The following is a 26,792-nucleotide window of genomic DNA, read 5'->3' as shown; positions in this document are numbered from 1 at the left end:
TGTGCCCGGCCTGGCCGTTTGCCTTCTTCGTGTGATAGGGTGTCATGACGCTGCTTTCCGCCTCCAGTCTCGCCGTCATCTTCGGCGCGGACACGCTCTTCTCGGACATCACCTTCACCGTGATGGAAGGGGACCGCTGGGGCATCATCGGCCGGAACGGGAGCGGCAAGACCACCCTGATGGACATCGTCACCGGCAAGCGGGCGCCGGACCGTGGCAGCATGGCGCGGATCAGCGGCATTCGCGTCGCGGTGATGGATCAGTATCGCGACCTCGGTGGCGAGAAGACGGTGTGGGACGCCGCGGCGCTCGGCTTCAAGGAGCTCTTCGCACTCGAACGCGACCTGGCCGTGCAGGCCGATGCCCTCGGCACCGCCGGTGATGCCCTCACCCAGGCGCAGCTCGACAAATATTCGCACGACCTCGAGCGCTTCGAGCGCGAGGGAGGCTACGCCGCCGCCGCTCGCGTCGATGCCGTGCTCGCCGGTCTCGGCTTCGACCCCGAGGTGTCCCGCACGCGCGACGTCGCCTCGCTCTCGGGGGGTGAGCGCGGTCGCCTGGCGCTCGCGGGCCAGCTCGCCGCCCCGGCCGACCTGCTGATCCTCGACGAACCGACCAACCACCTCGACATCGCCACGGCGCGCTGGCTCGAGGAGTACCTGAAGAGCATCGACGAGGCGGTCCTGCTGATCTCCCACGACCGTGCCTTCCTCGATGCGGTGGTCGATCACGTCCTGCATCTCGAGGCGAAGAGCGCGTCGGTGTACGAGTGCGGCTACTCGGAGTTCATCGAGCAGCGTGCCGAGCGCCGCAGCGCGGCGATGCGGGCCTTCCGGAAGCAGGACTCGAAGATCGCCGCCGAAGAGGACTTCATCCGGCGCAACATCGCCGGCGGCAACTCGTCGCAGGCCAAGGGGCGGCGCAAGCGGCTGGAGCGGGTGCCGCGGCTCACCCCGCCACCGGGCGAGGAAGGGGCGATGTCGGTCTCGTTCACTGCCGGTGATCGCGGCGGCGATCAGGTGCTCGCCGCGGAGAAGCTCGAGGTGGCCGTGGAAGGCCGCACGCTGCTGCGGCCGTGGTCGGGCATTCTCCGGCGTGGCGACCGCGTCGGACTGGTGGGTCCGAACGGCGCCGGGAAGTCGACGCTGCTCAAGACGCTGCTCGGCGAACGTCCCGCCGAGGGCGGCGCCGTGCGCATCATGCCGGCGACGCGCGTGGCGTACTATCGTCAGGACCTCGGTGACGTCGACCCGCAGAAGTCGCTCTACGACCTGATCGCCGATCGGCGGGCGATGTGGACGCGCGGCCAGATCCAGGGGCACCTGGGCCGCTTCGATTTCTCGGGCGACAGCGTGTTGCGTCGGGCGGGGTCGCTGTCCGGCGGCGAGCGCGCTCGGGTGGCCCTCGCATTGATGATGTTGGCCGACGCCAACCTGCTGGTCTTCGACGAGCCGACCAACCACCTCGACGTCGAATCGATCGAGGCGCTCGAGGACGCCATTTCGGGCTACGATGGCAGCGTGCTGCTGGTGTCGCACGACCGCGCGCTCCTGCAGCAGCTGGCGACGCGCATTTGGGCGTTCGAAGACGGGATGCTCTATGACTATCCCGGTCGCTTCGACGAGTGGGAGGCCGATGCCGGCTCGCGCCGCACGGCGCGGCTCGCCGCCGAGGCCGAGACGAAGCGTCGGGCCGCGGCTCGCCACAGTGCCCCGCCGCCGAAGGATGCCTCGGCCGACGAGGCCAAGCGGCGGCGCGCCCGGGAGCGGGCGGTCGAGGAGGCCGAGGCGCTGGTGGCGAAGCACGAGGGGGAGCTGGCTGCCCTTGAAGCCTCCCTGGGCGACCCGGGGCTGTACGGCGGAACCGATCGGGGGGGGATCAGCACCCTGACGGCGGCGAGGGACGCCGAACGGCGGAAGCTGGACGAGGCGATGACGGCCTGGGAAGCGGCGATTGCGGCACTCGATCGCCCCTGAAAGAGGCCACTCCATCGTTTGATCGGGGTTTCCCAATCCCGACTGTTTTACTTGGTGGCAGGCTGAATCCCGACCCGTTACCCTGCAATCGTTCCTTGGAGTCATCCAGGTGCGAGGCAGGGATCAATCACGAGGTCGGGAGGCGCGGGTATGAGTGCAGCTGTGTCGGGTGCAGGATCGGGAGCGGTGCTGGACGAATTCACGTACGATGACGCCATCGTCCGCAAATTTCTCGTTGCCTGCTTCGTCTGGGGCCTGATCGGAATGATCGTGGGGCTGCTGATCGCCCTGCAGCTCGCCGATCCCGCCTTCAATCTCGGACTGCCGATCACGTCGTTCGGCCGGCTCCGCCCTCTCCACACCAACGCGGTGATCTTCGCCTTCGCGGGCAACGCGTTCTTCTGCGGCTGCTACTACTCGTCGCAACGATTGCTGAAGACGCGGATGTTCTCCGACGCCCTCAGCAATTTTCATTTCTGGGGCTGGCAGGCGATCATCGTCGCGGCCGCGATCACGCTGCCACTCGGGATGACCCAGGCCAAGGAATACGCCGAGCTCGAATGGCCGATCGACATCGCGATCGCCGTGGTGTGGGTGGCCTTCGCGGTGAACTTCGTCGGGACGATGGTCAAGCGGCGCGAACGGCACCTCTACGTGGCGATCTGGTTCTACGTCGCCTCGATCGTGACCGTCGCGGTGCTGCACATCTTCAACAACCTCTCGGTTCCGGCTGGCGCCTTCAAGAGCTACTCGATCTACGCCGGCGTGCAGGACGCCTTCATGCAGTGGTGGTACGGCCACAACGCCGTCGCCTTCTTCCTGACGACGCCCTTCCTCGGGCTGATGTACTACTTCATGCCGAAGGCGGCGGGCGGCCCGGTCTTCTCGTACCGGCTCTCGATCCTGCACTTCTGGTCGCTGGTCTTCCTCTACATCTGGGCCGGGCCGCACCACCTCCACTACACGGCGCTGCCGGAGTGGGCGTCCACGCTCGGGATGATCTTCTCGGTGATGCTCTGGGCGCCGAGCTGGGGCGGCATGATCAACGGCCTGCTCACGCTGCGCGGCGGCTGGCAGAAGGTCGTGGATGACCCGATCCTCAAGTTCTTCGTCGTCGGCATCACGGCGTACGGCATGTCGACGTTCGAGGGCCCGATGCTCTCGATCAAGAGCGTCAACGCCCTGGCCCACTACACCGACTGGATCATCGCCCACGTGCACACCGGCGCGCTCGGCTGGAACGGCTTCCTCACCTTCGGCATGGTCTACTGGCTGCTGCCGCGCCTCTTCCAGGCGCCGCTGCACTCGAAGAAGCTGGCGGGGCTGCACTTCTGGATCGCCACCTTCGGCATCATCCTGTACGTCGTGGCGATCTACAGCGCCGGCGTGACGCAGGGGTTGATGTGGCGTGCCTTCGACGAGACCGGCCGCCTGATGTATCCGGACTTCGTCGAGACGGTCGCCAAGCTGATGCCGATGTACTGGGTGCGCGTCGTCGGCGGCTCGCTCTACATCGTCGGCATGCTGCTCTTCGGCTGGAACATCCTGATGACGTGGCGCGCGCGGCCGAAGACCTACGAGGTCCCGGTGATCCGGGCCGCGCCGCTCTCGAAGGCCTACGTACCAGACCCGGAGCACGTGCCGGCGGGCGAGGGGTTCATCGGCCGGATCCGGGCGATGCGCTACCACCGCAAGTGGGAGCGGATGCCGGTCTTCTTCACGGTGCTGGTCGTGCTGGCGGTCGTGGTCGCGTCGCTCTTCGAGATCCTGCCGACCTTCCTGATCAAGGCCAACGTGCCGACGATCGCGTCGGTCAAGCCGTACACGCCGCTCGAGCTCTACGGGCGCGACATGTACATTCGCGAGGGCTGCTTCAACTGCCATTCGCAGCAGATCCGCCCGCTCCGCTACGAGACCGAGCGGTACGGCGAGTATTCCAAGCCGGGTGAGTCGGTGTACGAGCATCCGTTCCTCTGGGGCTCGCGCCGCATCGGGCCGGATCTGGCGCGCGAGGGCGGGAAGTATCCCAACCTCTGGCACGTGCGCCACTTCGCCAACCCGCGCGAGCTGGCGGCGAAGTCGATCATGCCGGCCTACGCCCACTTCGCGACCAACACCATCGACTGGGACGTGATTCCCAAGCGGATCGATGCGATGGCGATGCTCGGCGTGCCGTACGGCGACGCGATCAACAACGCCGTGCCGATGGCGAAGGCGCAGGCGGCGGAGCTGGCGGCCGAAGTCGAGCGGTCGGGTGGGCCGGCCGGGCTGGCGGACCGCGAGGTGATCGCGATCGTCGCCTACATGCAGCGCCTCGGCCGCGACATCAAGTCGACGCCGGTCGCCGCTGCGGGACGGGCGCCATGAGCCTCACCGACCTGATGAGCAACGCGGGGCTCTCGAGCTATGCCGAGGTCGCCCTGATCCTCTTCCTGGCATCCTTCCTCGGGATCGCGTGGTGGGTCTTCCGCCCCTCCGCGCGCCTCCGCTGGCAGGCCGCTGCCCGGCTTCCCCTCGACGACGCGCCGACGACGCCGTCCAGTCCTTCCGCAGGAGCGTCCCATGAGTGACCAGGATCGCCTGATCGAGCACAGCTACGACGGGATTCAGGAGTACGACAATCCGATGCCGGCGTGGTGGGTGACCACCTTCTGGCTGACGATCATCTACGCGGTGTTGTACTACTTCAATGTCTTCGGCATTGGCGAAGGGAAGGGGCGCCAGGCCGAGTATCAGGCGGCGATGGCGACGGCGGCCGCCGAGCATCCGGTGGTGGCGTCGACGGTGACGCCGGAACAGTTGCTGGCGATGGCTGCCGACCCGAAGAGCGTCGAGGAAGGGAAGGAAGTCTTCACCAAGAACTGTGCGGCATGTCATGCGGCCGACGGCGGCGGCCTGATCGGGCCGAACCTGACCGACGACGCCTGGATCCACGGTGGCACGATCGACAAGATCCACACCACCATCGTCGACGGTGTCCTTGCGAAGGGGATGCCGGCCTGGGGCCAGATGCTCAAGCCCGAGGACGTGGAGCACGTGACCAGCTATGTCTGGTCCCTGCACGGCACCACGCCCGCCAAACCGAAAGTTGCAGAAGGAGTCGTGGAAGCCCGATGACCGCCCCGGCCGCGAGTGGCCGTGTCCTGCCGACGTTGAACGAGGACGGATCGCGCAACTGGATCCGTCCGAAGCCTGCCGCCGGCGCGTGGTTCACGCGCCGGCGGATCGTGGCGTATGTCCTGATGGTCGTCTTCATCGGGATCCCGCACGTCCGCATCCACGGACTGCCGGCGATCCTGCTGGACGTCCCGCGTCGCCAGTTCACGATCCTCGGTACCACCTTCCTGCCGACCGACACCCTGCTGCTCATGCTGCTGCTCGGTTCGGTGGTGATCGCCATCTTCCTCTTCTCGGCGCTCTTCGGCCGCGTCTGGTGCGGCTGGGCCTGTCCGCAGACCGTCTACCTCGAGTTCCTCTACCGGCCCATCGAGCGGCTCTTCGAGGGAGGCCGGAGCGGATCGCTCCAACTCGACCGGAAGCGGTCCCACTTCCATCCGCGTCGCCTCGCCAAGTACGCGGTCTACCTGGCCCTCTCGCTGCTGCTGGCGCACACCTTCCTCGCCTACTTCGTCGGCGTCGAGGCGCTCGAGCGGTGGGTGCGACTCTCGCCCGCGCAGCACCCGACGCCATTCATCGTGATGGCGTTCACGACCGCGATCATCTTCACGGACTTCACCTGGTTCCGGGAGCAGACCTGCCTGATCGCCTGCCCCTACGGCCGCTGGCAGTCGGTGTTGCTGGACAAGCAGTCGGTCATCGTGGCGTACGACTACGTCCGGGGCGAGCCCCGCGGCCACGCCAAGCCGCGCCCGGCCGACGCCGGCGATTGCATCGACTGCGGGGCCTGTGTCACCACCTGCCCGACCGGGATCGACATCCGCAACGGACTGCAGATGGAATGCGTCCACTGCACCCAGTGCATCGATGCCTGCGACGCCATCATGACGCAGGTCGGCAAGCCGAAGGGGCTGATCCGCTACAGTTCGCAGGATGCCCTCGCCGGCAAGCCCAAGCACATGCTGCGCACGCGCGTGGTGCTCTATCCGCTGGCATTGACGCTCTTCTTCGGTGGCTTCCTCTACTCGCTGGGCACCCGTCCGGCGGCCGACATCACCGTGCTGCGCAGTCAGGCGGAACCGTTCCGGGTCGAGCCCGATGGTCGGGTGGCCAACCAGGTGCGCGTGCGCGTCGGCAACCGGAGCCGGGTGGAGCAGGTGTACACCATCACCGTGCTCGGCGCCGATGGCGGTGAGGTGATTGCGCCGGAAAGCCCGCTGACGGTCAAGGCGAACGACCTGCGGACCACGTCGCTCTTCATCCTGCTGCCACGGAGCGCCTTCGTGAACGGCCAGCACGACGTCACGATCCGGATCACGGCCGGCCCGAGCTTCACCACGGACACCCCGTTCAACCTCCTCGGCCCCGTCGCGGCCAGCGGGACTACGCCATGAAGTCGCCCTTCTCGAGGGAACGGATCTGGCCGACGATGATCATCACCGCGCTCCTCGGCAACATCGCCTTGGGGGTCGTGCTGGTGCGTCTGGCCGGTGGCGATCGCCACTTCGCGGTGGAGTCGAACTATTACCAGAAGGCGGTCGGCTGGGATTCCACGATGGCCCAGGATGGCCGCAACGCGGCCCTCGGCTGGGTGATGGTGCCCACGCTCGGCGCGGTACGCTCGGGTGGGGGTGACACGCTGAGTGTGACCCTGCACACTGCCGGGGGCGAGCCGGTGAGCGGCGCCGCGGTGACGCTCGAGGCGATGCCGATCGCGTATGCCGGCGAGGTCGCGCGCGCCACGCTCGTCGCCACCGGCGAGCCGGGCCAGTATGCCGCGGCCGGCGTGATCAACCGTGCCGGGCTGTGGGAGTTGCGCCTCGCCGCCGTGCGCGGCACTGATCGCTTCACGGAGAATCTGCGCCTCGATGCCTCGACCACCGCGGTCGCCACGGTGGTGACCGCGCGGCCCGGAGACGCGCCGAAGTGACCTTCGCCCTCGCGGTCCTGGTGGCCTCGCTGCTGGGCAGCGTCCACTGTGCCGCGATGTGCGGGGCGTTCACCTGTCTCTATGCCCCGGCGGGCAGCACGTGGCGTGAGAGCCGCAACGCGCACGCAGCGTACAACGTCGGTCGCCTGGCCGCTTACCTCCTCCTTGGCACCGTCGCCGGGTTGCTCGGCGCCGGCCTCGAACGGGCTGGCACGCTCGCCGGGGTGCAGCATGTCGCGGCGATCGCCACGGCGGTGCTGCTCGTGGTGTGGGGCGCGCATGCGCTCCTGGTCGCCAGTGGCGCGTCGGTGATGCCGGTGCGGCCACCTGCGGCGTGGCAGCGGGCGATGGGGAGTGTCCTCCACCGCCTGATGGACCGCCCGCCGGTGGTGCGAGCGGCGGCTACCGGGCTCTTCACCACGCTGCTGCCGTGTGGCTGGCTCTACGCGTTCGTGGTGACGGCCGCCGGCACCGGCACGCCGTGGCAGGGTGCCACCCTGATGGCGGTGTTCTGGCTGGGGACGCTGCCGATGATGCTGGCGGTCGGCGTGGGATTGCAGCAGCTCGCGGGGACGTGGCGCGCGCGCCTGCCGCTGGCGAGCGCCGCCACCATCCTGCTCCTCGGCCTGCTCTCACTCGCCTCGCACCTTGACCTGGTCCCGGCAGCGCACTGGCTGCACCGGGTCATGCCGTCGGTGCCAGTCGTGGCCGCCGCGCCGACCGCGCCAAGCATGCCCGCCGTACACCGCCACTGACCGCGCCATGACCACCACCCAGCTCGGCACGCCCTGCACGCATTGCGGTCTCGCCGTCCCGCCCGCCTTGCTGGCGAGCGATGGCGCCGCGTCGTTCTGTTGCAGCGGCTGCGAGACCGCCTACGGCATCGTGCAGCAGAGCGGTCTGGGGCAGTACTACGCCTTCCGCGAGCGGCGCGAGACGGCGGTGCAGAGCAGTGGCCACTCGTTCGAGGAGTTCGACCACCCCGCGTTCGCCGAGCTGTATGTGCAGGCGACCGCAGACGGGCGCGCCATCACCGAGCTCTATCTGGAAGGCGTCCATTGCGCCTCCTGCGTCTGGCTGGTCGAGCGGGTACCGCTCCTCCTCCCGGGTGTCGTGCGCGCGGAGCTGGATGTGCGGCGGGCACTGGCACGGATCGAATGGGACCCGCAGCAGTTGCCGCTCTCCCAGGTGGCGCGCACGCTCGACCAGCTGGGCTACACGCCGCATCCGTTCCGCGGCGTGGCGCGTGACGCCATGCGCCGCCGCGAGGATCGGGCGATGCTGACGCGCATCGGCGTGGCCGGCGCGATTGCCGGCAACGTGATGCTCCCTGCGCTGGCGCTCTACTCCGGCGAGTTCGCCGGAATGGAAGCCGCCTATGAGGGACTCTTTCGCTGGGTCTCCCTCGGCTTGACGATTCCGGCGATGCTCTTTCCAGGGCGCGTCTTCTTCACCGGTGCGGTTGCCGCGCTCCGCACACGTCGGCTCCACATGGACTTGCCGATCGCCCTGGCGCTCGGCGCGGGCTTTGTGCGCGGGGCGATCAACACGGTGGCGGATAGTGGCCCGATCTATTTCGACGGCGTCACCATCCTGATCTTTGCCCTGCTCACCGGTCGCTTCCTGCAGCAGCGCGGCCAGCGCGCCGCGGCCGATGCCGCCGAGCTGCTCTACTCGCTGTCGCCCGATTCGGCCCGTGTGGTGACCGAGGATGGCAGCGAGCGCACCATGCCTGCGGCGGCACTCCTCCCCGGGATGTCGGTGCGCGTCCGCGCCGGCGAGAGCTTCCCGGCGGACGGTACCATCATCGACGGCAGCACCTCCGTCAACGCTGCCCTCCTCACCGGCGAATCGCGGCCGGTCACGGCGGTGGCCGGTGATGTCGTGCACGCGGGGACGCTCAACGTGGCGGCGCCGGTGACGGTGCGCATCGAGGAAGCGGGGGCCACCTCGCGACTCGCGCGGTTGCTGCGGCAGGTGGAGGAGAGCAGCGCGCGCCGGGCTCCCGTCGTGGCGATGGCCGACCGGATGGCGGGGGTCTTCGTCGCCGCGGTGCTGGTGCTCGCCGTCGCGACGTTCGCGCTCTGGGTCGGCCGCGACGACGTCGCGGCGTGGGACAACGCCATCGCGCTCCTGATCGTCACCTGCCCCTGCGCGCTGGCCCTGGCAACGCCGCTGGCGGTCACGGTGGCGGTGGGCCGCGCCGCGCGCGCCGGGATCTACATCAAGGGCGGTGATGCGCTCGAGCAGTTGTCTCGTCCCGGACATCTGGTGCTCGACAAGACGGGGACCGTGACCGAGGGGCGCACGGCGCTGGTGAGCTGGCATGGCGATCCGTCGGTGCAGGCGATGGTGCTTGCCCTGGAAGCGGGATCGTCGCACCCGATTGCCGACGGCTTCCGCCGTGCGTGGCCGGAGCTGCTCCCGCCGATCGCCGAGTCGGTCGCGCACGTCGTCGGTGGCGGCATCAGCGGCGTGGTGGAGGGCCGGAGCGTACTTGTTGGCTCGCCGCGCTTCGTGATGGCGGAGGCCGAGGGTGGCGACTTTCTGCTGGCCACCCTTCGCGGGCGCGCGCTGACCCCGGTGCTGGTCGCGGTCGACGGCGTGGTCGTCGCGGCGGCGGGGCTGGGCGATCGGGTGCGCGATGGTGCCGCCGAGGCGCTCGGCGCGCTGCGTCGCCGCGGCTGGCGCACCACCTTGCTCTCGGGGGACGACCCGGCCGTCGCCGCGGAGGTTGGCGCCGCCCTCGGCTTCGCCGCCGACGAGGCCATTGGCGGGGCCACCCCGGAAGAGAAGCTGGCGCGGATCACCGCGTGGCGTGCGGAGGGTGGCACCGTGGTGATGGTGGGCGACGGCGTGAACGACGCCGCCGCGATCGCGGCGGCGCATGTCGGGATCGGTGTCCATGGCGGGGCCGAAGCGTGTCTCGCGACCGCCGACGTGTACCTGACGTCGCCCGGGCTGGCGCCGCTGGTGGGGCTGATGACCGGGGCCGAGCGGACGATGCACGTGATCCGCCGCAACATGGTCTGGGCGCTGATGTACAACGTGGCCGGCGTCGCGCTGGCGATGTCCGGCACCATCTCGCCGCTGATCGCGGCGCTCATGATGCCGGCGAGTTCGCTCACCGTGGTCCTCGGCAGCTGGCTCGGGCGCACCTTTGCGCCGATGGCCGGGGCAGCGCCGAGCGGGGCGGTCCCCACGGCGCCGCGCGTCGTCGAGGCGGCGGCATGAGCGTCCTCTTCCTGATCCTGCCGCTGGCGCTGGTGCTGGTGGGGGTCGCGGTGTGGGCCTACATCTGGTCGGCGCGGGGCGGGCAGTTCGACGACCTCGACACACCGGCGGTGCGCCTGCTGCACGACGACGGCGAGTCGCGGGTCAACGACGTCCGCGCAGTTTCTCGATCGTCCGCCGATCCTTCTTCGACGGCCGCCCCTCGCTGAACTCCAGCGACGGCGCGAGCCGGAGCTGATCGGCGAGCAACGCGCGCGCCGCCACGGACGCCTGGGTCTCCTGGTACAGCTCGGCGGCCTGGGCCGCAGTCCCGCGCCGTTCGCCCACGCCGGTCACCGCCACCTCGAAACGATAGGGCGCCACCCGGACCACGATGGTGTCGCCGGCACGCACCGTTCGCGCCGGCTTGGCGCCGTCGCCGTTGACGTCGACCTTGCCACCCAGCACCGCCTCGGTTGCGGCGGAGCGGGTCTTGTAGAAGCGGGCGGCCCAGAGCCACTTGTCGAGCCGGACTGCCGTTGCTGCGTCCTCGCGGGCCATCTCGTCTCCAGGGTGGGCGTCCTCGCGGTGGATTGAGCATATTACACCGCTTGACCACCCCATCCATCCCTCCCGACTCCGCCCCGGGCCGCACCGGCGAGTTCCCGGCCGCGCCGGCTCCGCCCCGGGCGCTCGACCGCCTCCGGTTGCCGGGCCCGCGGGCGCTGGTGGGCGGCATCATCCTGGTGCGGTTGGTGCTGGTCGGGCTGGTGTTCGGCAGCGCGCTCGGCGGCAGGTCGGGCGGGATCCCGGTGTCGGCACGAATCATCGTGGGGCTGGTGGGGCTGGTGGCCATCGGCTGGTTCACGATGGTGAGTCGCGACAAGAGCACGACGATGCCGGCGACCACGCTCTTCGTGCAGGCGACCGTGGACATTCTCCTGGTCACCTCGCTCGTGTCGGGCGACGCGACGCCGCTGGCAGCGCTCTACGTCGCCCTGGTGGCGGTCTATGGCCTCCTCCTCCCGACCGGCCGGTCGCTGCTCACCACCCTCTTTGCCGGCGCCTGCTACGTCGCGGTCACGCTGCAGTCGCCCGAGGCGGCGCTGGCGTGGTCCCAGGTTGCCGTGATCGGGCTGGTCGGTGTGCTGATTGCGCTGCTCGGCAATCGCCTGACCTCGGCCTCGCGGGAGCAGCACGCGCTGGCGGTGGCGCTCGCCCAGGTCCGGCTCGAGGCCGAGGAGATCCTGGCGACGATCCAATCCGGCGTGATCACCGTCGATGGCGAAGGGCGCCTCGGCTTCATCAACCCGCGCGGGGCGAAGATCCTCGGGGGTGGCCGCTTCATCCCCGGGCAGCCGGTGCTCGATGTGCTGCGCGCCTGTTCGCGGGAGCTGCACGAGGCGATCGTGCTCGGCCTCACCGAGGGGACCCGCATCATGCGGGGCGAGGCCTCGGTGCGCCGGGCCGACGGCACGCTCTTCCCCGTGGGGCTCTCGACTACCACCTTCCAGCGGCCCGGCACCGAACGACCGCTGGTCACCGCCATCTTCACTGACATCTCCGACCTCAAGCGGCTGCAGGAATTTCGGGTCCGTGCCGAGCGCCTCGAGGCAGTGGCGGCGTTGAGCGCCTCGCTGGCGCACGAGATTCGCAATCCGCTCGCGGCGATCCGCAGCGCGGTCGAGCAGCTGGCCCGCTCGGTCGGGCCGGACGAGGACGATCAGACGCTGGCGCGGCTGGTGATGCGCGAGAGCGAGCGGCTCAACCGGCTGCTCAGCGAGTTCCTCGACTTCTCCCGCGTGCGCGCGTCGCGCTTCGAACGGCTCGAGTTGCTGGGGCTGGTCGAGGCAGCCGCACGGATCACGCGGGAGCATCCCGAGGCGCGCGGCACCAGCATCACCGTGATCGGGGAACCGGTCGAGCTCGACGGCGACGAAGACCTGCTGCATCGGGTGGCGAGCAACCTGATGTTGAACGCCGCGCAGGCCCTCGCGGGGCGCGGCCACATCACGGTGACGGTGCGATTGGCCCGCCCGGGCGAGGCGCCGGTGGGACGGGTGGAGCGCCCCGTGATGCTGCTGGTGCAGGACGATGGCCCAGGCATTCCGGAGTCGGTGCGTGAGCGGCTCTTCGAGCCGTTCGTGACCGGGCGGACCGGGGGCAGTGGCCTGGGCTTGGCAATTGTGCAGCGCGCCGTGGATGCGCATCGTGGCGTGATCCTGGTGGACACCATGGCGGGCTCGGGAACGACCTTCTCGATCTTCCTGCCCGCGACCTGGACTGGAGAGGAGATCACATGACCCAGCAGCAGCCGTCCGTGCTGGTTATCGATGACGAGTCGGGAATTCTCGACACGGTGCGCATCCTCCTCAAGAAGGAGGGCTACGAGGTCTCCGTCGCGCAGGGGGGCAAGGCGGGCCTCGAGGCGATCCGCACCGTCAGTCCGGACATCGTCGTCACCGACGTGCGGATGCCGCAGGTCACCGGGCTCGACATCCTGCAGGCCTGCAAGGACCAGGACCCGATGATGCCGGTGATCCTGATGACGGCGCAGGCCTCGCTGCAGAGCGCGATCCAGGCCGTCAACATCGGCGCGTTCTACTACCTGCAGAAGCCGTTCTCGAACGACGAGCTGCTGGCGATCCTCCGCCGTGCCTGCGAGTTCCGCCAGATCCGCGTCGAGAACAAGCAGCTCAAGGCAGAGATCCGGCGCACCAGCGGTGGCCCGCGGCCGCCGGTGACACGGCCGATCGGCAAGTCGCGCCGCTTCCAGGAAATTCTCCGCTTCGCCGACCTGGTCGCGCCGACCGACTCGACCCTGCTGATCACCGGCGAGAGCGGCACCGGCAAGGAGGTGCTTGCCCGCTACACGCACGACGCCTCGCTGCGCGCCGAGGGGCCGTTCATGTCGATCAACTGCGGTGCCCTCCCGGAGACGCTGCTCGAGAGCGAGCTCTTCGGGCACGTGAAGGGCTCCTTCACCGGTGCCGTGCGTGACAAGCAGGGGCTCTTCGCCGCTGCGCGCACCGGGACGTTCTTCATGGACGAAGTCGGCGAGATGCCGCCCTCGCTCCAGGTGAAGCTGCTCCGCGTGTTGCAGCAGCGCGAAGTGATTCCCGTCGGGGCCACGGAGGCGATTCCGGTCGACGTGCGCATCATCGCCGCGACGAATCGCGACCTCGAGGAAGAAGTGCGCCGCGGGCATTTCCGCTCCGATCTCTTCTATCGGCTCAACGTGCTCGCGGTGGAGTTGCCGCCGCTGCGCGAACGGCGCGACGACCTCATCCTGCTGATCGACCGCTTCCTGCAGGACCTCTCCGAGGAACACGAGTCGGAGCCGAAGGCGCTTGCCGCCGAGGCGATGGATGCCGTCATGGTGTATGAGTGGCCGGGCAATGTGCGCGAGCTGCAGAACGCGCTCGAACATGCGGCGGTGCTCTGTCGGGGGCCGCTGATCGAGCCGCAGCACCTGCCGGAGCGGATCACCCGGCGGAAGAAGGAGCCGCTGGTCGCCGAACGGAATCAACCGAATCCTGAACTCGACCTGGTCGAGCGCGCCTACATCATGTTCGTCCTGCAGGCCGAAGGCGGCAACAAGACGCGGGCCGCGGAAGTGCTGGGGATCGACCCGAGCACGCTCTACCGGAAGTTGTCGCGCTACGAGGGGAACGGGGGGCGTAGGTGTCACGGCTCGCCGACGTCGCTGCGCGCTGGAAGGCGCTGGACTGGCGGGCCGACCTCGGCCTCGCGCTGCTCGCCGGGATCGGCTATGCCGTGCTCGGCTGGTGGCTCTGGGAAGGGCGTCCCACCGGCCTCGATGAAGTGGTCATGGTGTGGCAGGCGCGGCTGTTGTCGCACGGGCACCTTGCCGCGCCGATCCCCGTGCACCCGGAGGCGGTGCTCACCCGATTGACCGGCATCGGCCCGATCGGGATCATCGGGCAATTCTCGTTGGGGACCGCGCTGTTGCTGGTCCCCTTCGTCGCGATCGGCCAGGTCGCCCTGGCCGGACCGGCCTACGGCGCCATCGGCGTCTTCTGCTGGGCCCGTCTGGTCCGGCGGCTCGAGTCACATGCACCCACCGCCATCGGCGCGGTGTTGTTGCTTGCGATCTCTCCCTTCTGGGCCATCCAGTCCACCTCGCAGCTCGCCCACGTGCCGCTGACCGCGATCATCTGCCTGATCGGGTTGATGCTGGCGCGGCTGTTCGCCCTGCCATCCCAAGGGCGCGCTGCCCTCTGGCTCGGCGTGCTCGTCGGTCTGGCCGCATGGGTGCGCCCGGTCGAAGCGCTGTCCGCGGCCGTCCCTGCGGCGCTGATGGTGCTCTGGGCGGTGGCGCGCGGCCGACTGCCGCGTCGGGTGATTGCCCAGGGACTGCTGGGAGTCGCCGGACCGATGGCGATTCTCCTGGCGACGAACACCATCACCACGGGCGCCCCGCTGCGCTTCAGCTACGACGTGGTGTCGGGCCCGAAGCATCGCCTTGGCTTTCACGAGAGCCCCGACGGCACGGACTACACGCCGGCACGTGGCGTGCTGAAGACGCGGAAGCAGATGCACAGCCTCGGCGAGTCGACCTGGGAATCGCGGTTCACGCCGTTCTGGCCGGCCGCGCTGGGCGTCGTGCTCGCCCTGCCGGCGCTGACGCTCCTCGATGGCTGGGCGCTCGCGACCGTCGCGAGCCTGATGCTGAGTTACTGGGCGTACTGGGGCAACGCGGAATGGCTGGGCCCCCGCTTCATCCTGCCGGTCCTGCCGTTCATGCTCCTGGCCGTGGCCCGGTTGCCCCGATTGGTGGCGCGTTGGCATTGGGCCCTCGGTGCCGCTGCGGCGGTCGGGATCGTCGGGGTCGTGAGTGAGGGACTGCTTCGCGCGCCGATACGGTTCCGCGAATTCGAGGCGATGGAACGCGCCACCACGATCGACCTGACGCGCCTGCTGATCGGTACCCCCAATCCAGGACTGATCATCGCCCGTGGCGACCTTCGTCGCACCAACGAGGCGCGGGTGCGCGCCGTCTCCGGCAAGCTCGGTGCGGCCAACGCCATCGTGAAGGGGAGAGAGCACTGCGATGTCCTGTGGGGTGTGCGCTGGCTCGAGATCGGCGTACCCCAGGCACCGCCCGTCGCCGACGCATGGCGCGAGTGGTGTGCGGGGCCGGAATTTCAGCAACTGCAATGGGTGAGTTCAGAGGTGACGGGCGCTCTCCTGCTCTTCTCCACCCCCACCCGGCCGGTCCTGCGGAGCCTGGGGGCCCGTACCGCGTTGCTTGCCGACAGCGTCACGTTCCGGGAGCGGACGCGACTGCTGTTGTGGGAGCGAATCGGCAAGGAGCAGTGGCGGCCCCGCCTGGCGGCCTTTGACTACGACAGCGCGCGCACCAGTTGGGCTCGGGAGGACAGCGCGTTCGCGCTCGGCCGACGGCAGGTGGGCCGATGATCGCCCGCCTCGCGGCGCTGCTCCTGCTGCTGCTCGGGATGCTCCCGATTGCCAACTGGATCCCCGGCGGCCATGCGGCGCCGTGGTACCAGGATCGACTCGATGGCTGGGGAAGTGGTGGCGCGATCGTGCTCGGCATCGCGGTGATCGCCTGGATCGTGTTGCGCGGTCGGCCGCACCTCTGGCCCGCCGGCGCGTGGGGCAATTTCTCCAGGCAGTGGCATCGTGCCGGCCCGGCGGCCGACCTCGGCATCGCGCTGGCGGCGTTCGGCCTCTACGCGGCGGTGTCGCGGCTGGTGCTCTCCGCCTCGCCGCTGTTGATCGACGAGATCATCCAGGTCTATCAGGCGCGCACCTTTGCCGGGGGCGCATTGTGGCGCGTCGCCCCGGCGCATCCCGAGTTCACGGGCGCGATGCACCTGATCGATTGGGGTGGCAAGGTGTACGGCCAGTTCCCCGCGGGTGGACCCGCGATGCTCGCGCTCGGCACACTCGCCCACGCCGAATGGCTCGTTGGCCCGCTCTTCGCCGCGATCGGGCTCTTCGCCTTCGCGCGGGTGCTGCGTCGCATCGAGGGGCGCGAGGGGACGGCACTCCCGGCGCTCCTCCTCTATGGCCTTGCGCCGTTCACGATCTTTCTCAGCGCGTCCATGATGAACCACGTCACCACGGTGACCTGGTTGATGCTGGGGACATGGGCACTCACCGTCGCGACCGCCACCAACGTCGCGCGGGTCGGCGCGGCGTTCGCCGTGGGGCTGGCCTTCGCCTGCGCGGCCACCATCCGCCCCCTCGATGGTGCCGTCTTCGCCCTCCCGGCCGGCGCGTGGTTGCTGTGGCGCGCGCGGCACGGCGGCAGGCACGTCGCCGCACTGCTGGCGAGCGGCGTCGGCATTGCGCTGCCGCTGATCGCCCTCGCATGGGTCAATGCCGCGCAGACCGGCGACCCGCTTCGCTTTGGCTACATCGAGATGTGGGGCCGATCGCACGAGCTGGGATTCCACGAGGCGCCGTGGGGCTTCCCGCACACGCCGGCGCGAGGGCTCGAGTTGGTGAACCTGTACCTGCTCCGGCTGCAGAGTTACTTCCTCGAGACGCCGGTGCCGTCGCTGCTCTTCGCGACCGGCGCCTTGGCCCTGGTGCGCCGCGTGCAGGCCGTTGATCGCTGGGCGCTGATCGCCTGCGGCGGTGTCCTGCTGGCCTACTGGGCCTACTGGCATGACGGCTTCTATCTCGGCCCCCGCTTCATGCTGCCACTCGCGCCGTGGTTGGCGTTGTGGACGGCGCGTTTCCCCGCCGAACTCGCCGCGCGCACGCCGTCTGTGCCGCTGCACCGCGCGGTGCTGGTGGCTGGGCTTGCCGCGCTGGTGATCGGCAGCACCCAACTCGTGCCGCTGCGCGCCGAGCAGTATCGCAACGGGATGCTCTCGATGCGCCTCGATGTCGACGCAGCGGCCCGCGCGCATGGCGTCTCGGGCGCGCTGGTGCTCGTGCGCGAGAGCTGGGGGGCGCAGGTCATTGCCCGGATGTGGGGGCTCGGCGTCTCGCGTGTCGAGGCCGAACAGCTCTATCGCAGCGTCGACCTCTGCCGACTCGACGAAGCGGTGGCTGCGGTGGAACAGCGGGGAGGCGGCGCCGAGGCGTTGGCGTCTGCCGTCGCCCGAGACCGTGCCGACTCTGCCCAGTTGATCCCGCTCCGCGTCTCGGTCGACACCACCGGGCGAGTCATGCCGGGCTCGACGTTGACCCCGCAATGCACCAGACGAGTGCTCGAGGATCGGGCCGGCTACACCCTCTTCCCGCCGCTGCTGCTGGCGCGCGGAGACAACCGCTACATCCGTGACCTGCATGCCCGCGACACGCTGCTGCTGAACGCCGATCCATCGCGCCCCGTCTGGCTGGTGACGCGCGCGACGGACGTCGGCAGTCCGCTCCGCTTCGAGCGGGTGAATCTCGATTCCGCGCGCGCGGAATGGAGGGCGCCATGACCGCCGATCGGATGGCGTTGGTCATCCCGGCGTGGAATGAGGCAGGGCGGCTGCACGACGCGGCGTTTCTCGCGTTCGTCGAATCGCAGGACACCGTCGACCTGCACTTCGTGGATGATGGCAGTCAGGACGCGACGCCGGCGCGGCTCGCGGCCCTCGCGACGGCGGCCCCCGGACGGATCACCGTGCAGCGGCTGCAGCCCAATCGGGGGAAGGCGGAGGCGGTGCGCGCCGGCCTGCTGGCGGCGCTGGCCGAGGGCTATCCGCTCGTCGGCTACCTCGATGCCGATCTCGCCGCCCCGCTCGAGACTGCCCTCCTGCTGCGCGACGAACTCGTTCGTTGGCCGACCGTCTCGATGGTGCTCGGTTCACGCGTCAAGCTGCTCGGCTGGCACATCCATCGGTCGGAGCGCCGCCACTACCTCGGCCGAATCTTCGCCACCTGCGCGTCGATCACCCTGGCCCTGCCGGTCTACGACACGCAGTGCGGGGCGAAGGCGATGCGCGGCGGCCCCGCGCTCGACGCCCTGCTGCAGGCGCCGTTCCTCTCGCGCTGGCTCTTCGATGTGGAATTGATTGCCCGGCTGCGCGACGCGGCGGGCGAGTCGGCGCTGCGCGAACTGCCGCTGCCGCGATGGGAAGATCCGGGTGGATCGAGCGTGGGACTCAAGGATTTCGTGCGGGCACCGCTGGAGCTGTGGCGAATCTGGCGCCGCTATCCGCCACGCGGTGGCGTGGCCGGCCGCTGATCGGGCGGTGACTCAGCACGCTGCAGCGCAATCACGCGGGTGAGCTCGCCGAGATCGCGCTGCAGCCTGCGGAGCGTCGCGGCGGTGGCGGCGAAGTGGAAGAGACAGAAGACGATGAAGAAGTAGAACATCAGGTCGGCGCCGCGCCCGATGCCGAGCGCGGCGGCCGCCCGATTGGTCAGCTCGGGGTTGAGCACCAGCCCGATGCCCAGGGCGGCCAGACCGAGATACATCAGACGATCGGCCGATGCGCTTCGCATCCGCACGACGTAGACGATGAAGAGACCGATGAGACCGAGGAGGACGAGCTGCGAGGTGGTCATGGCGGTCACCGTGCTCGGGTAAGGAAGAGATCCCAGAGAATCGTCACCGCATCGATCATCCGCTGGCCCTTCGCGACGGAATACTCGCTGTAGCGAATCGCGACGGAGACCTCGCGGACGCGGAGGCCGTGCCGGGCGAGCTGCGACAGGATCTCCGACGCGTGGGCCATCCGATCCTGTGTCAGCGTCAATCGGCCGAGGGCTTCGCGCGTGAAGCCGCGGAGTCCGTTGTGCGTGTCGGTGAGGGGGAGGCCGGTCGTGAGTCGGGCCAGTCGCGTGGCGAGTCGGAGCAGGTGCCGACGGAGCGGTGGCACATCAGCCGTCGCGGCCGGATCGAGGAAGCGCGAGCCGAGCGTCGCGTCGGCCTCGCCGCGCTGGAGCGGGGCCAGCAGCGCAGCGACCGCCTCCGGGGCGTGCTGCCCGTCGGCATCGAAGGTGACCACCGCACGGGTGCTGGGGTCTGCCAGGGCGAAGGCGAAGCCGGTCCGCAGTGCCGCACCTTGCCCCAGGTTCACGGCATGACGCACCACGGTCGCCCCCGCCGCGCGGGCCACCGCGGCGGTGGCATCGGCCGAGCCGTCGTCCACCACCACGACGCGCCAGCCGTGCTCGCGGAGCCCGTGCACCACGGCCCCGATGGCGGTGGCCTCCCGGTAGGCGGCGATCACCACCCAACAGCCGTTCCGGATGGCATCATCTTCGCGCTGTTGCGGCACGTGCACTCGCCTCCGGCGATTCAAGTCTCTCCCCCTCTCCTGCGAGTCTGATGCCACCGACCTCCCTGCTGCTCGCCATGATCGTTGGCCTGACGCTGGTGCTGGTCGGACGCCGCGCCTCGGCATCCCTGCCGGCCGCCCCAGCCTGGCTGGCGGCGCCGCTCTTCCCCCTGATGGTGGGGGTGGCGACAGCCGGGCTGACGGCGTGGATCTGGGGGGGATTCCGACCCGAGGCGGCCTGGCATGACGAGGCGGCGTACCGACTCCAGGCCGAGCTGTTGGCGCACTTCCGTCTCGCGCGCGAGGGAGTCGCCGTGCCGGCGGCGTTCACGCAGGCCGCCGTGCTCGTCACTCCGGTCGTCGCCCCGAAGATGCTCCCCGGGCATGCCCTGATGTTGGTGCCCGGCATCTGGCTGGGCCTCCCCGGGCTGATGCCGATCCTCCTGGCCGGCGCCACCGCGGCGATGCTGGTGGTCCTCGCCCGGCGGCTCGGTGGCCCCGGCCTCGCGATCCTCACCGTGACGCTCTGGACCACCCAGGCGGGGCAGCAGCGATGGCGCGCGTCGTACATGTCGGAGTCGACCACCGCGCTCTGCTGGCTCGTGGGTTGGTGGTGCCTGCTGGAGTGGCGACAGTCACGCCAGACGCGATGGCTGCTTGGCCTCGCAGCGGTCGCCGGACTCGGCGCGGTGACCCGCCCATTGACGATGCTGGTCTTCATTCTCCCTGTCGGCGTGGTCGTCCTCCGCGACACGCTGCGGTCGGGGCGCTGGCGTCCACTGCTCGGCGCGATGACGCTCGGCATGCTTTGCCTCGCGATCGCCCCGCTGCAGAATCAGGCGACCCTCGGCTCGTGGCGTCGCAGCCCACTGGCACTCTACACCGCGCAGTACATGCCGTTCGATCGCCTCGGCTTCGGCCTCGATGTCACCCCGCCATCACTGGCGCTCACGTCCGATCTTGATCGGGCCATGGTCGAACTGCGTGAACGCCACCGCGAGCATCAACCGCAGCAGTTGCCGCAGATTCTCTGGACGCGACTGACCACCATCGCCACCTCCACCTTCTTCGGCTGGCGTATCGTGCTCGTCCCCTTCGCCGCGCTGGGGCTCGTCCTCCTGCCGGCCGCGGGTTGGTTTGCGCTCGGCACGGGAGTGTTGCTGGTGCTGGCCTATCTGGGCTATGCGCATGAAGCCAGCTGGACGGCCTACTACGTCGAGGCGATGCCCGCGATGGCGTTCGTGGTGGCGCTCGGTGTTGCCGAGGTGTTGCGGCGGATGACGCGCACGCCGGCGGCGCCTCCGGCCGTGGCGGCCGCGGGCGCGCTGGTGCTGCTCATCGCCGGGAGTGACGACGTCCGTTGGGCGCGCCAATTCAGCGCCCATCGGCAGGCGCCCGTCAAACGCTTTGCGCAGGCCGTGGCGAGCGCGGGAGCGGCCGGCGGGCTGATCTTTGTCAGCTATCGCGACGGTGATGATCCGCACCTGAGCCTGGTGCGTAACGTGGCTGACCCCGAGACCGCCGAGGTGATCACCGTGCATGCACTCGACGAGACGACCAACCGCACGGTGATGCGGAGCATGCCCACGCGCACCACCTGGCGCTACACCGTGGCGACCGGCGAGCTGCAGCGGTGGACCCCGTGATCCCGGACGGCGTGGATTCGCTTGAACGGATCGTCCCGACGCAGTTGGCCGGCGATGATGTCACCGGCCGCGCGACGTTGGCGCTGCACCTCGAGCGGTACGCCTGGGCGGTGGCGCACGTGCCGCGCGGCCTGACGCTCGATCTCGCGTGCGGGGTCGGCTACGGCAGCGTGATGTTGGCGACCCGCGATGCGGACTCGTTCGTCGTGGCGGCCGACATCGCCGCGTCGGCGCTCGACGAGGCGCGCCGCAGCTATCGGCACGCGCGGGTGGCCCATGTGCGGGGCGATGGGGCCGGCTGGTGTCGCCCTGGCCGGTTTGCGGCGATCGTCTCGCTGGAAACCGTCGAGCATGTCGACGATCCGCGCGGTCTGCTGCGTGACTTTGCCCGGCTGCTCCGCGAGGATGGCGTGCTGGTCACCTCGGTGCCGGTCACGCCATCGGTCGATGCCAACCCGCATCACCGCACCGACTTCACCGAAGCCTCGTTGCTCGCCCTCGGACGCGCGGTCGGCCTCGAGCCGGTGGCCATGCTCCGTCAGGTCCAGCCGTATTCACTGATCGCGGTGGTGTCGCGCACGGAGCGACGCACCCGCGACCTGCGACCCAGCCTGCTGCAGTACTATCTCCGGCATCCGACGGCGGCATGGCGCCGCGTCTGGTCCACCCTGCGCCACGGCTTCACCAATCACTACCTCACGGTGGCGTGGACGAGGCGGGGCCCGCACTCGCCCTGATCCAGCCGCTCAACAGTCGCGATCGGAAATCGCTGCTGGCACGCTGGGCGAGCGGCGCCGTTCGCCGGTCCCACGCGAGGACCTCGGCGCGGTCACCGAGTCGCAGCGCCGCGATCACGGCGCCATCGTGCAACTCATCGCCGCCGATCCACTCCAGCGTGCGCACGCCGGGCACAATCAGCCGGCCCGCAGCGCGCAGCACCCCGACGTCATCCCAACCCTGCACCGCCCGGCGGAAGGCCAGCACGGCGAGCACCTCCGGCGGCGCGCCATGGCGCACCGCAAATCCCATCGCGTTGGCGGCGAGGGTGGTGTCGACCCATCCCGCGGTGCCGCCCTCGCGTGTCTCCACGACGCGCTGGAACTGCGCCAGCCAGGGCCGCCAGTCCGCCGGGGGCGCATCGTGCGCCAGGACGGCGTCCCAGCCGAGCGCGTCGTAGCGGAGATCGTGCAGGAAGCCCGGCGCATCCTGAGGCGGCGGGGCGCTTCGTCGTTGCCAGGTGCGTCGCCACTGGGCCGACTCGCGCCGCATCCCCAGCATCGTCAGCACTTCCGCCTCGCGCGGCGGGACCGCCGTGCGCGTCAGCGCGTGCGTGGCGTTGAGCCAATCATCGCCAAGCGCCATCATCCCCACCGCGGCGCGTCGCTCGAAGCGACGACGCTCGGCCTGCAAGTCGAGCGTGGGGTAGTAGTCGGAGTTCGGCTGCCCGACGAGTGCCACGGCCGGGGCAAGCAAGCGCCGGTCGGCGAGGAGCGTGGCATCGAGCACGCTTGCGTCGAGCGGGACGTAGTGGCAGAGGTCGCGTCCCAACGCAGGCAGTGAGAGCACCGACGTCCAGTTCGGTGGAGGAAGCGGGCCCTCTGCCGAAGCCACGAGCACGAGGTCACCGGCACCGACCTGGTGGACGCGGTAGTCGGGAAAGACCTCGTGCACGGCGGCGAGGACCGACAACACCAGGTCGTCGTCGAGCTCATAGGTCTGCAGCCATTGGGCGAAGACGCCGTTGGCTGCCATCTGGCCGCGAATGCGTCGGTAGAACTCCACCGTGAACAATCCCGAGACGCCGCTCACCCACGGATTCGACGGCTCCGAGACGATCAGGTCCCACTTCCGGTTGGAGGACGCGAAGTACGCCTTGGCATCTTCCAGCACGATGGTGGAGCGCTCGGCGTCGAACGTCCGCCGATTGGCGGGACGAAAGAACTGCGCCGCCTCGACCATCTTCGGCTCGATCTCGACCGTCACGACCTCCGTGAGGGCTGGCGCCGCCAGCAGGATGTGCGAGGTCACCCCGGAGCCGAGGCCGATCACGGCCGCGCGGCCACCTTGCGGATGGTAGGCCAGCGGGATCATGCCGAGCAGGAGTTGGGTGACCTGATCGCCCTCGATGCGGCGACGTACGGTCGAGTCGGTGCATCCCTGACGCGCAAAGGCAGAGAGCGATGCGTCCGCCTTGCCGTTGGTGGCGAGGACGCGGAAGCCATCGGGGCTCTCGCTGAGCGAGACTGTTGCCGTGCGGCCATCGGCGTAGAACGGCAAGGTGACCGAGCGCGCCACCGCGAGCGACGAGCCGCGGAACACGCCGGAGACCAGCACCGTGCGGTCGAGCGGCGTGACCACGCCCACCACCACCACGGCCACAATGGCGAGGACACCCCAACGCAGCGTGCGCGCACCCGCGGGGGAGGCGCGCAGCAGTGCGATGCCGACTCCGATGTCCACAATCCCGGCCACCACGGCAAGGCCCATCAGCCCCAGCAACGGCAGCAGGAGCAGGCTCGCCGCGATCACCCCGATGATCGACCCGAGGGTGTTGACCGCATACACCCGACCGATCGCCGCCTCGCCCTCGCCACGCGCGATCAGCGCGCGCGTGAGCAACGGCAGCGTCATGCCGGCGCAGAAGGTGGCCGGCAACATGATCACCAGGCAGAGCAGGTAGCGGACGAACGAGAAGGCGACGTATCCGGCGGCACTTCGGCTGACTGTGGTCAGCAGCAGCGCCATCACCGGGAAGGAGGCGGCGTAGAGCGGCAGCGTGGCCACGGCGAGCACACCCATCACGATCTGAATGGTGCCGAGCTGCACGAAGGGATCGGCGGTACCGTCGCTGCGGCGCCGGATCCAGAAGGCACCGAGCGCGAGCCCGAGAATGAAGGCGGAGAGCATCAACTCGAACGAATGCGTGGCGCTGCCGAGGACCAGCGACAGCATCCGGATCCAGTCGATCTCGTAGCAGAAGGAGGCGAACGCCGTCAGCCCCGCCGCCCAGAGCAACAACCGTCGCTGCGACTGTGATGCACCCGCACCAGTCGGCGCCGGCGCCTCGGCGGCATCACCCGCATCGACCGCACGCCGCGCGAGGACGAACGCCACCAGTGCGACCAGGAGGTTCGCGGTGGCGGCCGCTGCGAGCACCCCCGGGAGTCCGGTCCGCTCGACGAGCACGAAGCCGGCGATCAGCACGCCGATGGCGGCACCGAGGGAGTTCGTGAAGTACAGCCAGCCGAGGACGCGACCGGGGGCGGCCGGCGCCAGCCGCAGCACGGCGGCGCTCATCAACGGGAAGGTGGTGCCGAGCAGGATCGATTGCGGCAGGATCAGCAGGGCCGCGATGCTCCATGTGGCGGCGGTGCGCATCGGTCCGCTCGCGAGCCCCGGAAGCAGCCCCTGATATGCGGCCCCCGTGACGACGTTGAACAGGTCATGAAAGCCGAGGCCGATCAGTCCGGCGACCGCCTCCATCACGGCGTACGCCATCAATGGGCGCGCGATCGTCCGCGCCCGGCGCGAAATCAGCGCGGCCCCGAGCGACATCCCGCCGAGGAAGATCGCCAGCACCAGGACCTGCGCGTACGCGGCGTGCCCGACGAAGAGCCCGAGGTAGCGGCTCCATACCGATTCGTAGCAGAGTCCCGCGGCCCCGCTGAGCAGGAAGAGCGCGTAGAGGAACGGGACCGTGCGTGGCGACTTTGCGGCGGTCATCACTGGGGGAGCGTTGCCAGCGGTGGCAGCGGCGGCTGCAGTTGCCACACCCCGGGTTCCGAGGACTCGTTGGTCATCAGCCCGCCGGCATTGGGCGGCGCAAAACGAGTGTGCCGACGCGGTTGTTCACGACGCACCTCCTCGAGCCAGCGACGCCAGGTGAGGAAGACGCGCACCGCGTAGCCACTGCGCACGCCTTGCAGCGCCTCGGCGTAGGCCAGGTCGTACTGCCCCTCCCAGGTGAGGCAGCTCAAGTACTCCGATCGACCGGGCGCGAATTCCTTCAGGCGCAACGCATGCTGGAAGTGCGGAATCGCCAGGTCGCAGTGGTTGCTGCCCTGATAGCCCTCGGCGAGCCCGAAGAGCACGGCGGCGCTCGGATAGATCGCCATGGCGCGCTCGGTGAAGCGCAGTCCCATGGGGCGCACTTCACGGCGCTGCATCATCGAGCCGAGCGCCACCCAGGCGCGATAGCTGTCGGGCGCGTCGATCACGGTCTGCGTCCAGAGGCCCAATTGCGTGCGCCAGACGTGATAGCGCGACCAGCTCCGCGACGCGCCGAGCACCACCGCGACCGCGAGCAGTCCATACACCAATCGCGTCACCGCCGGGCGGACCGAGGCGGCGTTGTCCTTCATGACGCCGGCGATCAAGCCCGCCACCACCAGCATCGCACCGATGCTCGCGAGGAAGAGCGTGCGCTCGGCGAGCACGATGCCGCTCGGGACCAGGACGTTGTGCACCGGAGCGATGCCGATCGCGATCCACGCCAGGCCGAAGGGAACCACCGGTGCGCTCTTCCGAAGCCGGAAGGCGAGCACCAATACGAGCAGGAGGATCAGCGCGCCGAGGGACTGCGCACTGCCCCAGCTGGTGGTGCCGACGATTTCGCCCGGTGAATAGTCGGCCTGGAGCGACGCGGGCCAGAGCAGGAGGCGGAGGTACTCCGGCACCACGCCGAGCATGGTGAGCGCGCGGCCACCGAGTCCGAGTCCTTCGAGGCCCTCGGCAGTGAAGGTGCCGCGCGTCTCGCCCTTGAGGACCCAGTCACGAATCCAGACCACCGCCATCACGGTGGCGACCTGCAGCAACACCGTCGGTCGGAACTGGGCGAGGCGCTGACGCCACGGCTGACCGGAGAGGAGGCAGAGCTCGGTTGCGGCGAGCAGGGCGGGGAGGACCACCCCGCTCTCCTTATAGAGTGTGCCGACGAAAATGGCGGCGGCGAGGAAGATCCGGTCGCGCCAGGTCGCATCGCGCGTTCGGCGGAAACGGAGATACCAGACCACCACGAGGGCGTACCCACCCCCGATCAGCAACTCGGCCTGGTTGATCGCCACCGCCACCGCCTCGACATGGACGGGGTGGACGGCGAAGGCGAGGCCGACCAGGGCGGCCCACCAGAGCGGGAGCAGCTCGAGCGCGAGGATGAAGACCACCAGGGAGGCGGCGGCCACCAGCGTCAGCGAAATGATCCGGAAGGAGAGGATCGAGCCACGGCCAAGCGCCCAGTCGACGGCGAGCGTGAGCGTGGTCATCGGCCGGTGGTGTCCCGCGGCGCCTGCAGTCGGCCAGAATGGTGTGGTCAGAATCTCGCGGATATTGCCAAGATCGTGGATCCGTGCGTCTTCCCGCACCAGCGGCACGTCGTCCTGGGTCCAGTCATTCTTGAGCACGGGCGAGGCCGTGCCAGCGGCAACCACGACGATCAGCGCCCCGATCCACAATTGCAGGCGGTGCAGGGTCAAGCAGGACTCCGGGCGGAAGGCGAGGGGGCGAACGAGGCGACCACGTCTCTGCACCAGAGTTGCAAGTTACCCGCCAGCGACGAGCCCGAGACGCTTCGGGGCCGACTATTCCTGCGCGCACCGGGCGGGTCGGGGCCGAGGGGGATGCAAAGTGCGGGGAATTGGCGAAGGGGGTCACCCGGGGTTGCCACCCTGCGCGTGGTGTAAAGCATTGTTGGAAC

Annotated in this window: 20 protein-coding genes; 15 read left to right on the top strand and 5 right to left on the bottom strand. The window is 69.5% G+C overall.

Features of this window, described 5'->3' with window-relative positions:
- Positions 1-44: 44 nt before the first annotated feature.
- The 9 genes from IPG05_06595 (at position 45) to ccoS (ending at position 10,466) form a co-directional block, all read left to right on the top strand.
- A complete protein-coding gene (locus IPG05_06595) occupies positions 45-1,976 on the top strand; it encodes an ABC-F family ATP-binding cassette domain-containing protein (protein MBK6494756.1) in 1,932 nt (643 codons plus the stop codon).
- A 150-nt stretch (positions 1,977-2,126) separates the two neighbouring features.
- Entirely contained in the window at positions 2,127-4,343 is a 2,217-nt protein-coding gene (gene ccoN, locus IPG05_06590) for a cytochrome-c oxidase, cbb3-type subunit I (protein ID MBK6494755.1), read from the top strand.
- Complete coding sequence (locus IPG05_06585) at positions 4,340-4,546, top strand: cbb3-type cytochrome c oxidase subunit 3 (GenBank protein ID MBK6494754.1); 207 nt, start codon at positions 4,340-4,342, stop codon at positions 4,544-4,546. Before ccoN ends, IPG05_06585 begins: the two co-directional genes overlap by 4 nt.
- The gene (locus tag IPG05_06580; protein ID MBK6494753.1) at positions 4,539-5,093 is read left to right on the top strand and encodes a c-type cytochrome; all 555 of its coding nucleotides are present in this window, start codon (positions 4,539-4,541) and stop codon (positions 5,091-5,093) included. Before IPG05_06585 ends, IPG05_06580 begins: the two co-directional genes overlap by 8 nt.
- On the top strand, positions 5,090-6,487 hold the full coding sequence (gene ccoG, locus IPG05_06575) for a cytochrome c oxidase accessory protein CcoG (GenBank protein ID MBK6494752.1): 1,398 nt from the start codon (positions 5,090-5,092) through the stop codon (positions 6,485-6,487). Before IPG05_06580 ends, ccoG begins: the two co-directional genes overlap by 4 nt.
- The gene (locus IPG05_06570) at positions 6,484-7,023 is read left to right on the top strand and encodes a FixH family protein (protein ID MBK6494751.1); all 540 of its coding nucleotides are present in this window, start codon (positions 6,484-6,486) and stop codon (positions 7,021-7,023) included. Before ccoG ends, IPG05_06570 begins: the two co-directional genes overlap by 4 nt.
- Positions 7,020-7,778, top strand: a complete 759-nt coding sequence (locus IPG05_06565) for a sulfite exporter TauE/SafE family protein (protein ID MBK6494750.1) — start codon at positions 7,020-7,022, stop codon at positions 7,776-7,778. The genes IPG05_06570 and IPG05_06565 overlap by 4 nt, the downstream gene beginning before the upstream one ends.
- Positions 7,779-7,785: 7 nt before the next feature.
- Positions 7,786-10,257 (top strand): heavy metal translocating P-type ATPase, encoded by a 2,472-nt coding sequence (locus tag IPG05_06560; GenBank protein ID MBK6494749.1) that lies wholly within the window; start codon positions 7,786-7,788, stop codon positions 10,255-10,257.
- On the top strand, positions 10,254-10,466 hold the full coding sequence (ccoS, locus tag IPG05_06555; protein MBK6494748.1) for a cbb3-type cytochrome oxidase assembly protein CcoS: 213 nt from the start codon (positions 10,254-10,256) through the stop codon (positions 10,464-10,466). The genes IPG05_06560 and ccoS overlap by 4 nt, the downstream gene beginning before the upstream one ends.
- On the opposite strand, the gene IPG05_06550 is transcribed toward ccoS, so the two are convergent.
- The gene (locus tag IPG05_06550) at positions 10,402-10,797 is read right to left on the bottom strand and encodes an RNA-binding S4 domain-containing protein (protein MBK6494747.1); all 396 of its coding nucleotides are present in this window, start codon (positions 10,795-10,797) and stop codon (positions 10,402-10,404) included. The genes ccoS and IPG05_06550 overlap by 65 nt on opposite strands.
- Before the next feature lie 50 nt (positions 10,798-10,847).
- Between IPG05_06550 and IPG05_06545 the strand changes: the two genes are divergently transcribed.
- From IPG05_06545 to IPG05_06530, 4 genes are all read left to right on the top strand, one after another.
- A complete protein-coding gene (locus IPG05_06545) occupies positions 10,848-12,539 on the top strand; it encodes a PAS domain S-box protein (protein ID MBK6494746.1) in 1,692 nt (563 codons plus the stop codon).
- On the top strand, positions 12,536-14,152 hold the full coding sequence (locus IPG05_06540) for a sigma-54-dependent Fis family transcriptional regulator (protein ID MBK6494745.1): 1,617 nt from the start codon (positions 12,536-12,538) through the stop codon (positions 14,150-14,152). The genes IPG05_06545 and IPG05_06540 overlap by 4 nt, the downstream gene beginning before the upstream one ends.
- Positions 14,153-15,674: 1,522 nt before the next feature.
- On the top strand, positions 15,675-17,666 hold the full coding sequence (locus IPG05_06535) for a hypothetical protein (protein MBK6494744.1): 1,992 nt from the start codon (positions 15,675-15,677) through the stop codon (positions 17,664-17,666).
- A gap of 11 nt (positions 17,667-17,677) precedes the next feature.
- The gene (locus IPG05_06530) at positions 17,678-18,415 is read left to right on the top strand and encodes a glycosyltransferase (GenBank protein ID MBK6494743.1); all 738 of its coding nucleotides are present in this window, start codon (positions 17,678-17,680) and stop codon (positions 18,413-18,415) included.
- On the opposite strand, the gene IPG05_06525 is transcribed toward IPG05_06530, so the two are convergent.
- Both IPG05_06525 and IPG05_06520 read right to left on the bottom strand, forming a co-directional pair.
- Entirely contained in the window at positions 18,382-18,738 is a 357-nt protein-coding gene (locus IPG05_06525; protein ID MBK6494742.1) for a DUF2304 domain-containing protein, read from the bottom strand. The genes IPG05_06530 and IPG05_06525 overlap by 34 nt on opposite strands.
- A gap of 5 nt (positions 18,739-18,743) precedes the next feature.
- Positions 18,744-19,580, bottom strand: coding sequence for a glycosyltransferase family 2 protein (locus IPG05_06520; protein MBK6494741.1), 837 nt, complete (start codon positions 19,578-19,580; stop codon positions 18,744-18,746).
- Here IPG05_06520 and IPG05_06515 point away from each other — a divergent pair.
- A complete protein-coding gene (locus tag IPG05_06515) occupies positions 19,532-21,100 on the top strand; it encodes a glycosyltransferase family 39 protein (GenBank protein ID MBK6494740.1) in 1,569 nt (522 codons plus the stop codon). The genes IPG05_06520 and IPG05_06515 overlap by 49 nt on opposite strands.
- On the top strand, positions 21,097-21,837 hold the full coding sequence (locus tag IPG05_06510) for a methyltransferase domain-containing protein (protein ID MBK6494739.1): 741 nt from the start codon (positions 21,097-21,099) through the stop codon (positions 21,835-21,837). The genes IPG05_06515 and IPG05_06510 overlap by 4 nt, the downstream gene beginning before the upstream one ends.
- On the opposite strand, the gene IPG05_06505 is transcribed toward IPG05_06510, so the two are convergent.
- Positions 21,797-24,823 (bottom strand): fused MFS/spermidine synthase, encoded by a 3,027-nt coding sequence (locus tag IPG05_06505; GenBank protein ID MBK6494738.1) that lies wholly within the window; start codon positions 24,821-24,823, stop codon positions 21,797-21,799. The genes IPG05_06510 and IPG05_06505 overlap by 41 nt on opposite strands.
- Positions 24,823-26,571, bottom strand: a complete 1,749-nt coding sequence (locus IPG05_06500) for a hypothetical protein (GenBank protein ID MBK6494737.1) — start codon at positions 26,569-26,571, stop codon at positions 24,823-24,825. The genes IPG05_06505 and IPG05_06500 overlap by 1 nt, the downstream gene beginning before the upstream one ends.
- Positions 26,572-26,792: the final 221 nt, after the last annotated feature.

This window comes from Gemmatimonadota bacterium (assembly GCA_016704275.1).
Taxonomy (GTDB): Bacteria; Gemmatimonadota; Gemmatimonadetes; order Gemmatimonadales; family GWC2-71-9; genus Palsa-1233.
This window is presented reverse-complemented; position numbering and strand designations above follow the sequence as displayed.

What these genes read in the sequence shown, in the direction of transcription:
- IPG05_06595 (MBK6494756.1), top strand. Translation starts at nt 45, where the DNA reads ATGACGCTGCTTTCCGCCTCCAGTCTCGCCGTCATCTTCGGCGCGGAC.
- ccoN (MBK6494755.1), top strand. Translation starts at nt 2,127, where the DNA reads ATGAGTGCAGCTGTGTCGGGTGCAGGATCGGGAGCGGTGCTGGACGAA.
- IPG05_06585 (MBK6494754.1), top strand. Translation starts at nt 4,340, where the DNA reads ATGAGCCTCACCGACCTGATGAGCAACGCGGGGCTCTCGAGCTATGCC.
- IPG05_06580 (MBK6494753.1), top strand. Translation starts at nt 4,539, where the DNA reads ATGAGTGACCAGGATCGCCTGATCGAGCACAGCTACGACGGGATTCAG.
- ccoG (MBK6494752.1), top strand. Translation starts at nt 5,090, where the DNA reads ATGACCGCCCCGGCCGCGAGTGGCCGTGTCCTGCCGACGTTGAACGAG.
- IPG05_06570 (MBK6494751.1), top strand. Translation starts at nt 6,484, where the DNA reads ATGAAGTCGCCCTTCTCGAGGGAACGGATCTGGCCGACGATGATCATC.
- IPG05_06560 (MBK6494749.1), top strand. Translation starts at nt 7,786, where the DNA reads ATGACCACCACCCAGCTCGGCACGCCCTGCACGCATTGCGGTCTCGCC.
- ccoS (MBK6494748.1), top strand. Translation starts at nt 10,254, where the DNA reads ATGAGCGTCCTCTTCCTGATCCTGCCGCTGGCGCTGGTGCTGGTGGGG.
- IPG05_06550 (MBK6494747.1), bottom strand. Translation starts at nt 10,797, where the DNA reads ATGGCCCGCGAGGACGCAGCAACGGCAGTCCGGCTCGACAAGTGGCTC.
- IPG05_06540 (MBK6494745.1), top strand. Translation starts at nt 12,536, where the DNA reads ATGACCCAGCAGCAGCCGTCCGTGCTGGTTATCGATGACGAGTCGGGA.
- IPG05_06535 (MBK6494744.1), top strand. Translation starts at nt 15,675, where the DNA reads ATGATCGCCCGCCTCGCGGCGCTGCTCCTGCTGCTGCTCGGGATGCTC.
- IPG05_06530 (MBK6494743.1), top strand. Translation starts at nt 17,678, where the DNA reads ATGGCGTTGGTCATCCCGGCGTGGAATGAGGCAGGGCGGCTGCACGAC.
- IPG05_06525 (MBK6494742.1), bottom strand. Translation starts at nt 18,738, where the DNA reads ATGACCACCTCGCAGCTCGTCCTCCTCGGTCTCATCGGTCTCTTCATC.
- IPG05_06515 (MBK6494740.1), top strand. Translation starts at nt 19,532, where the DNA reads ATGATCGTTGGCCTGACGCTGGTGCTGGTCGGACGCCGCGCCTCGGCA.
- IPG05_06520 (MBK6494741.1), bottom strand. Translation starts at nt 19,580, where the DNA reads ATGCCGAGGCGCGGCGTCCGACCAGCACCAGCGTCAGGCCAACGATCA.
- IPG05_06505 (MBK6494738.1), bottom strand. Translation starts at nt 24,823, where the DNA reads ATGACCGCCGCAAAGTCGCCACGCACGGTCCCGTTCCTCTACGCGCTC.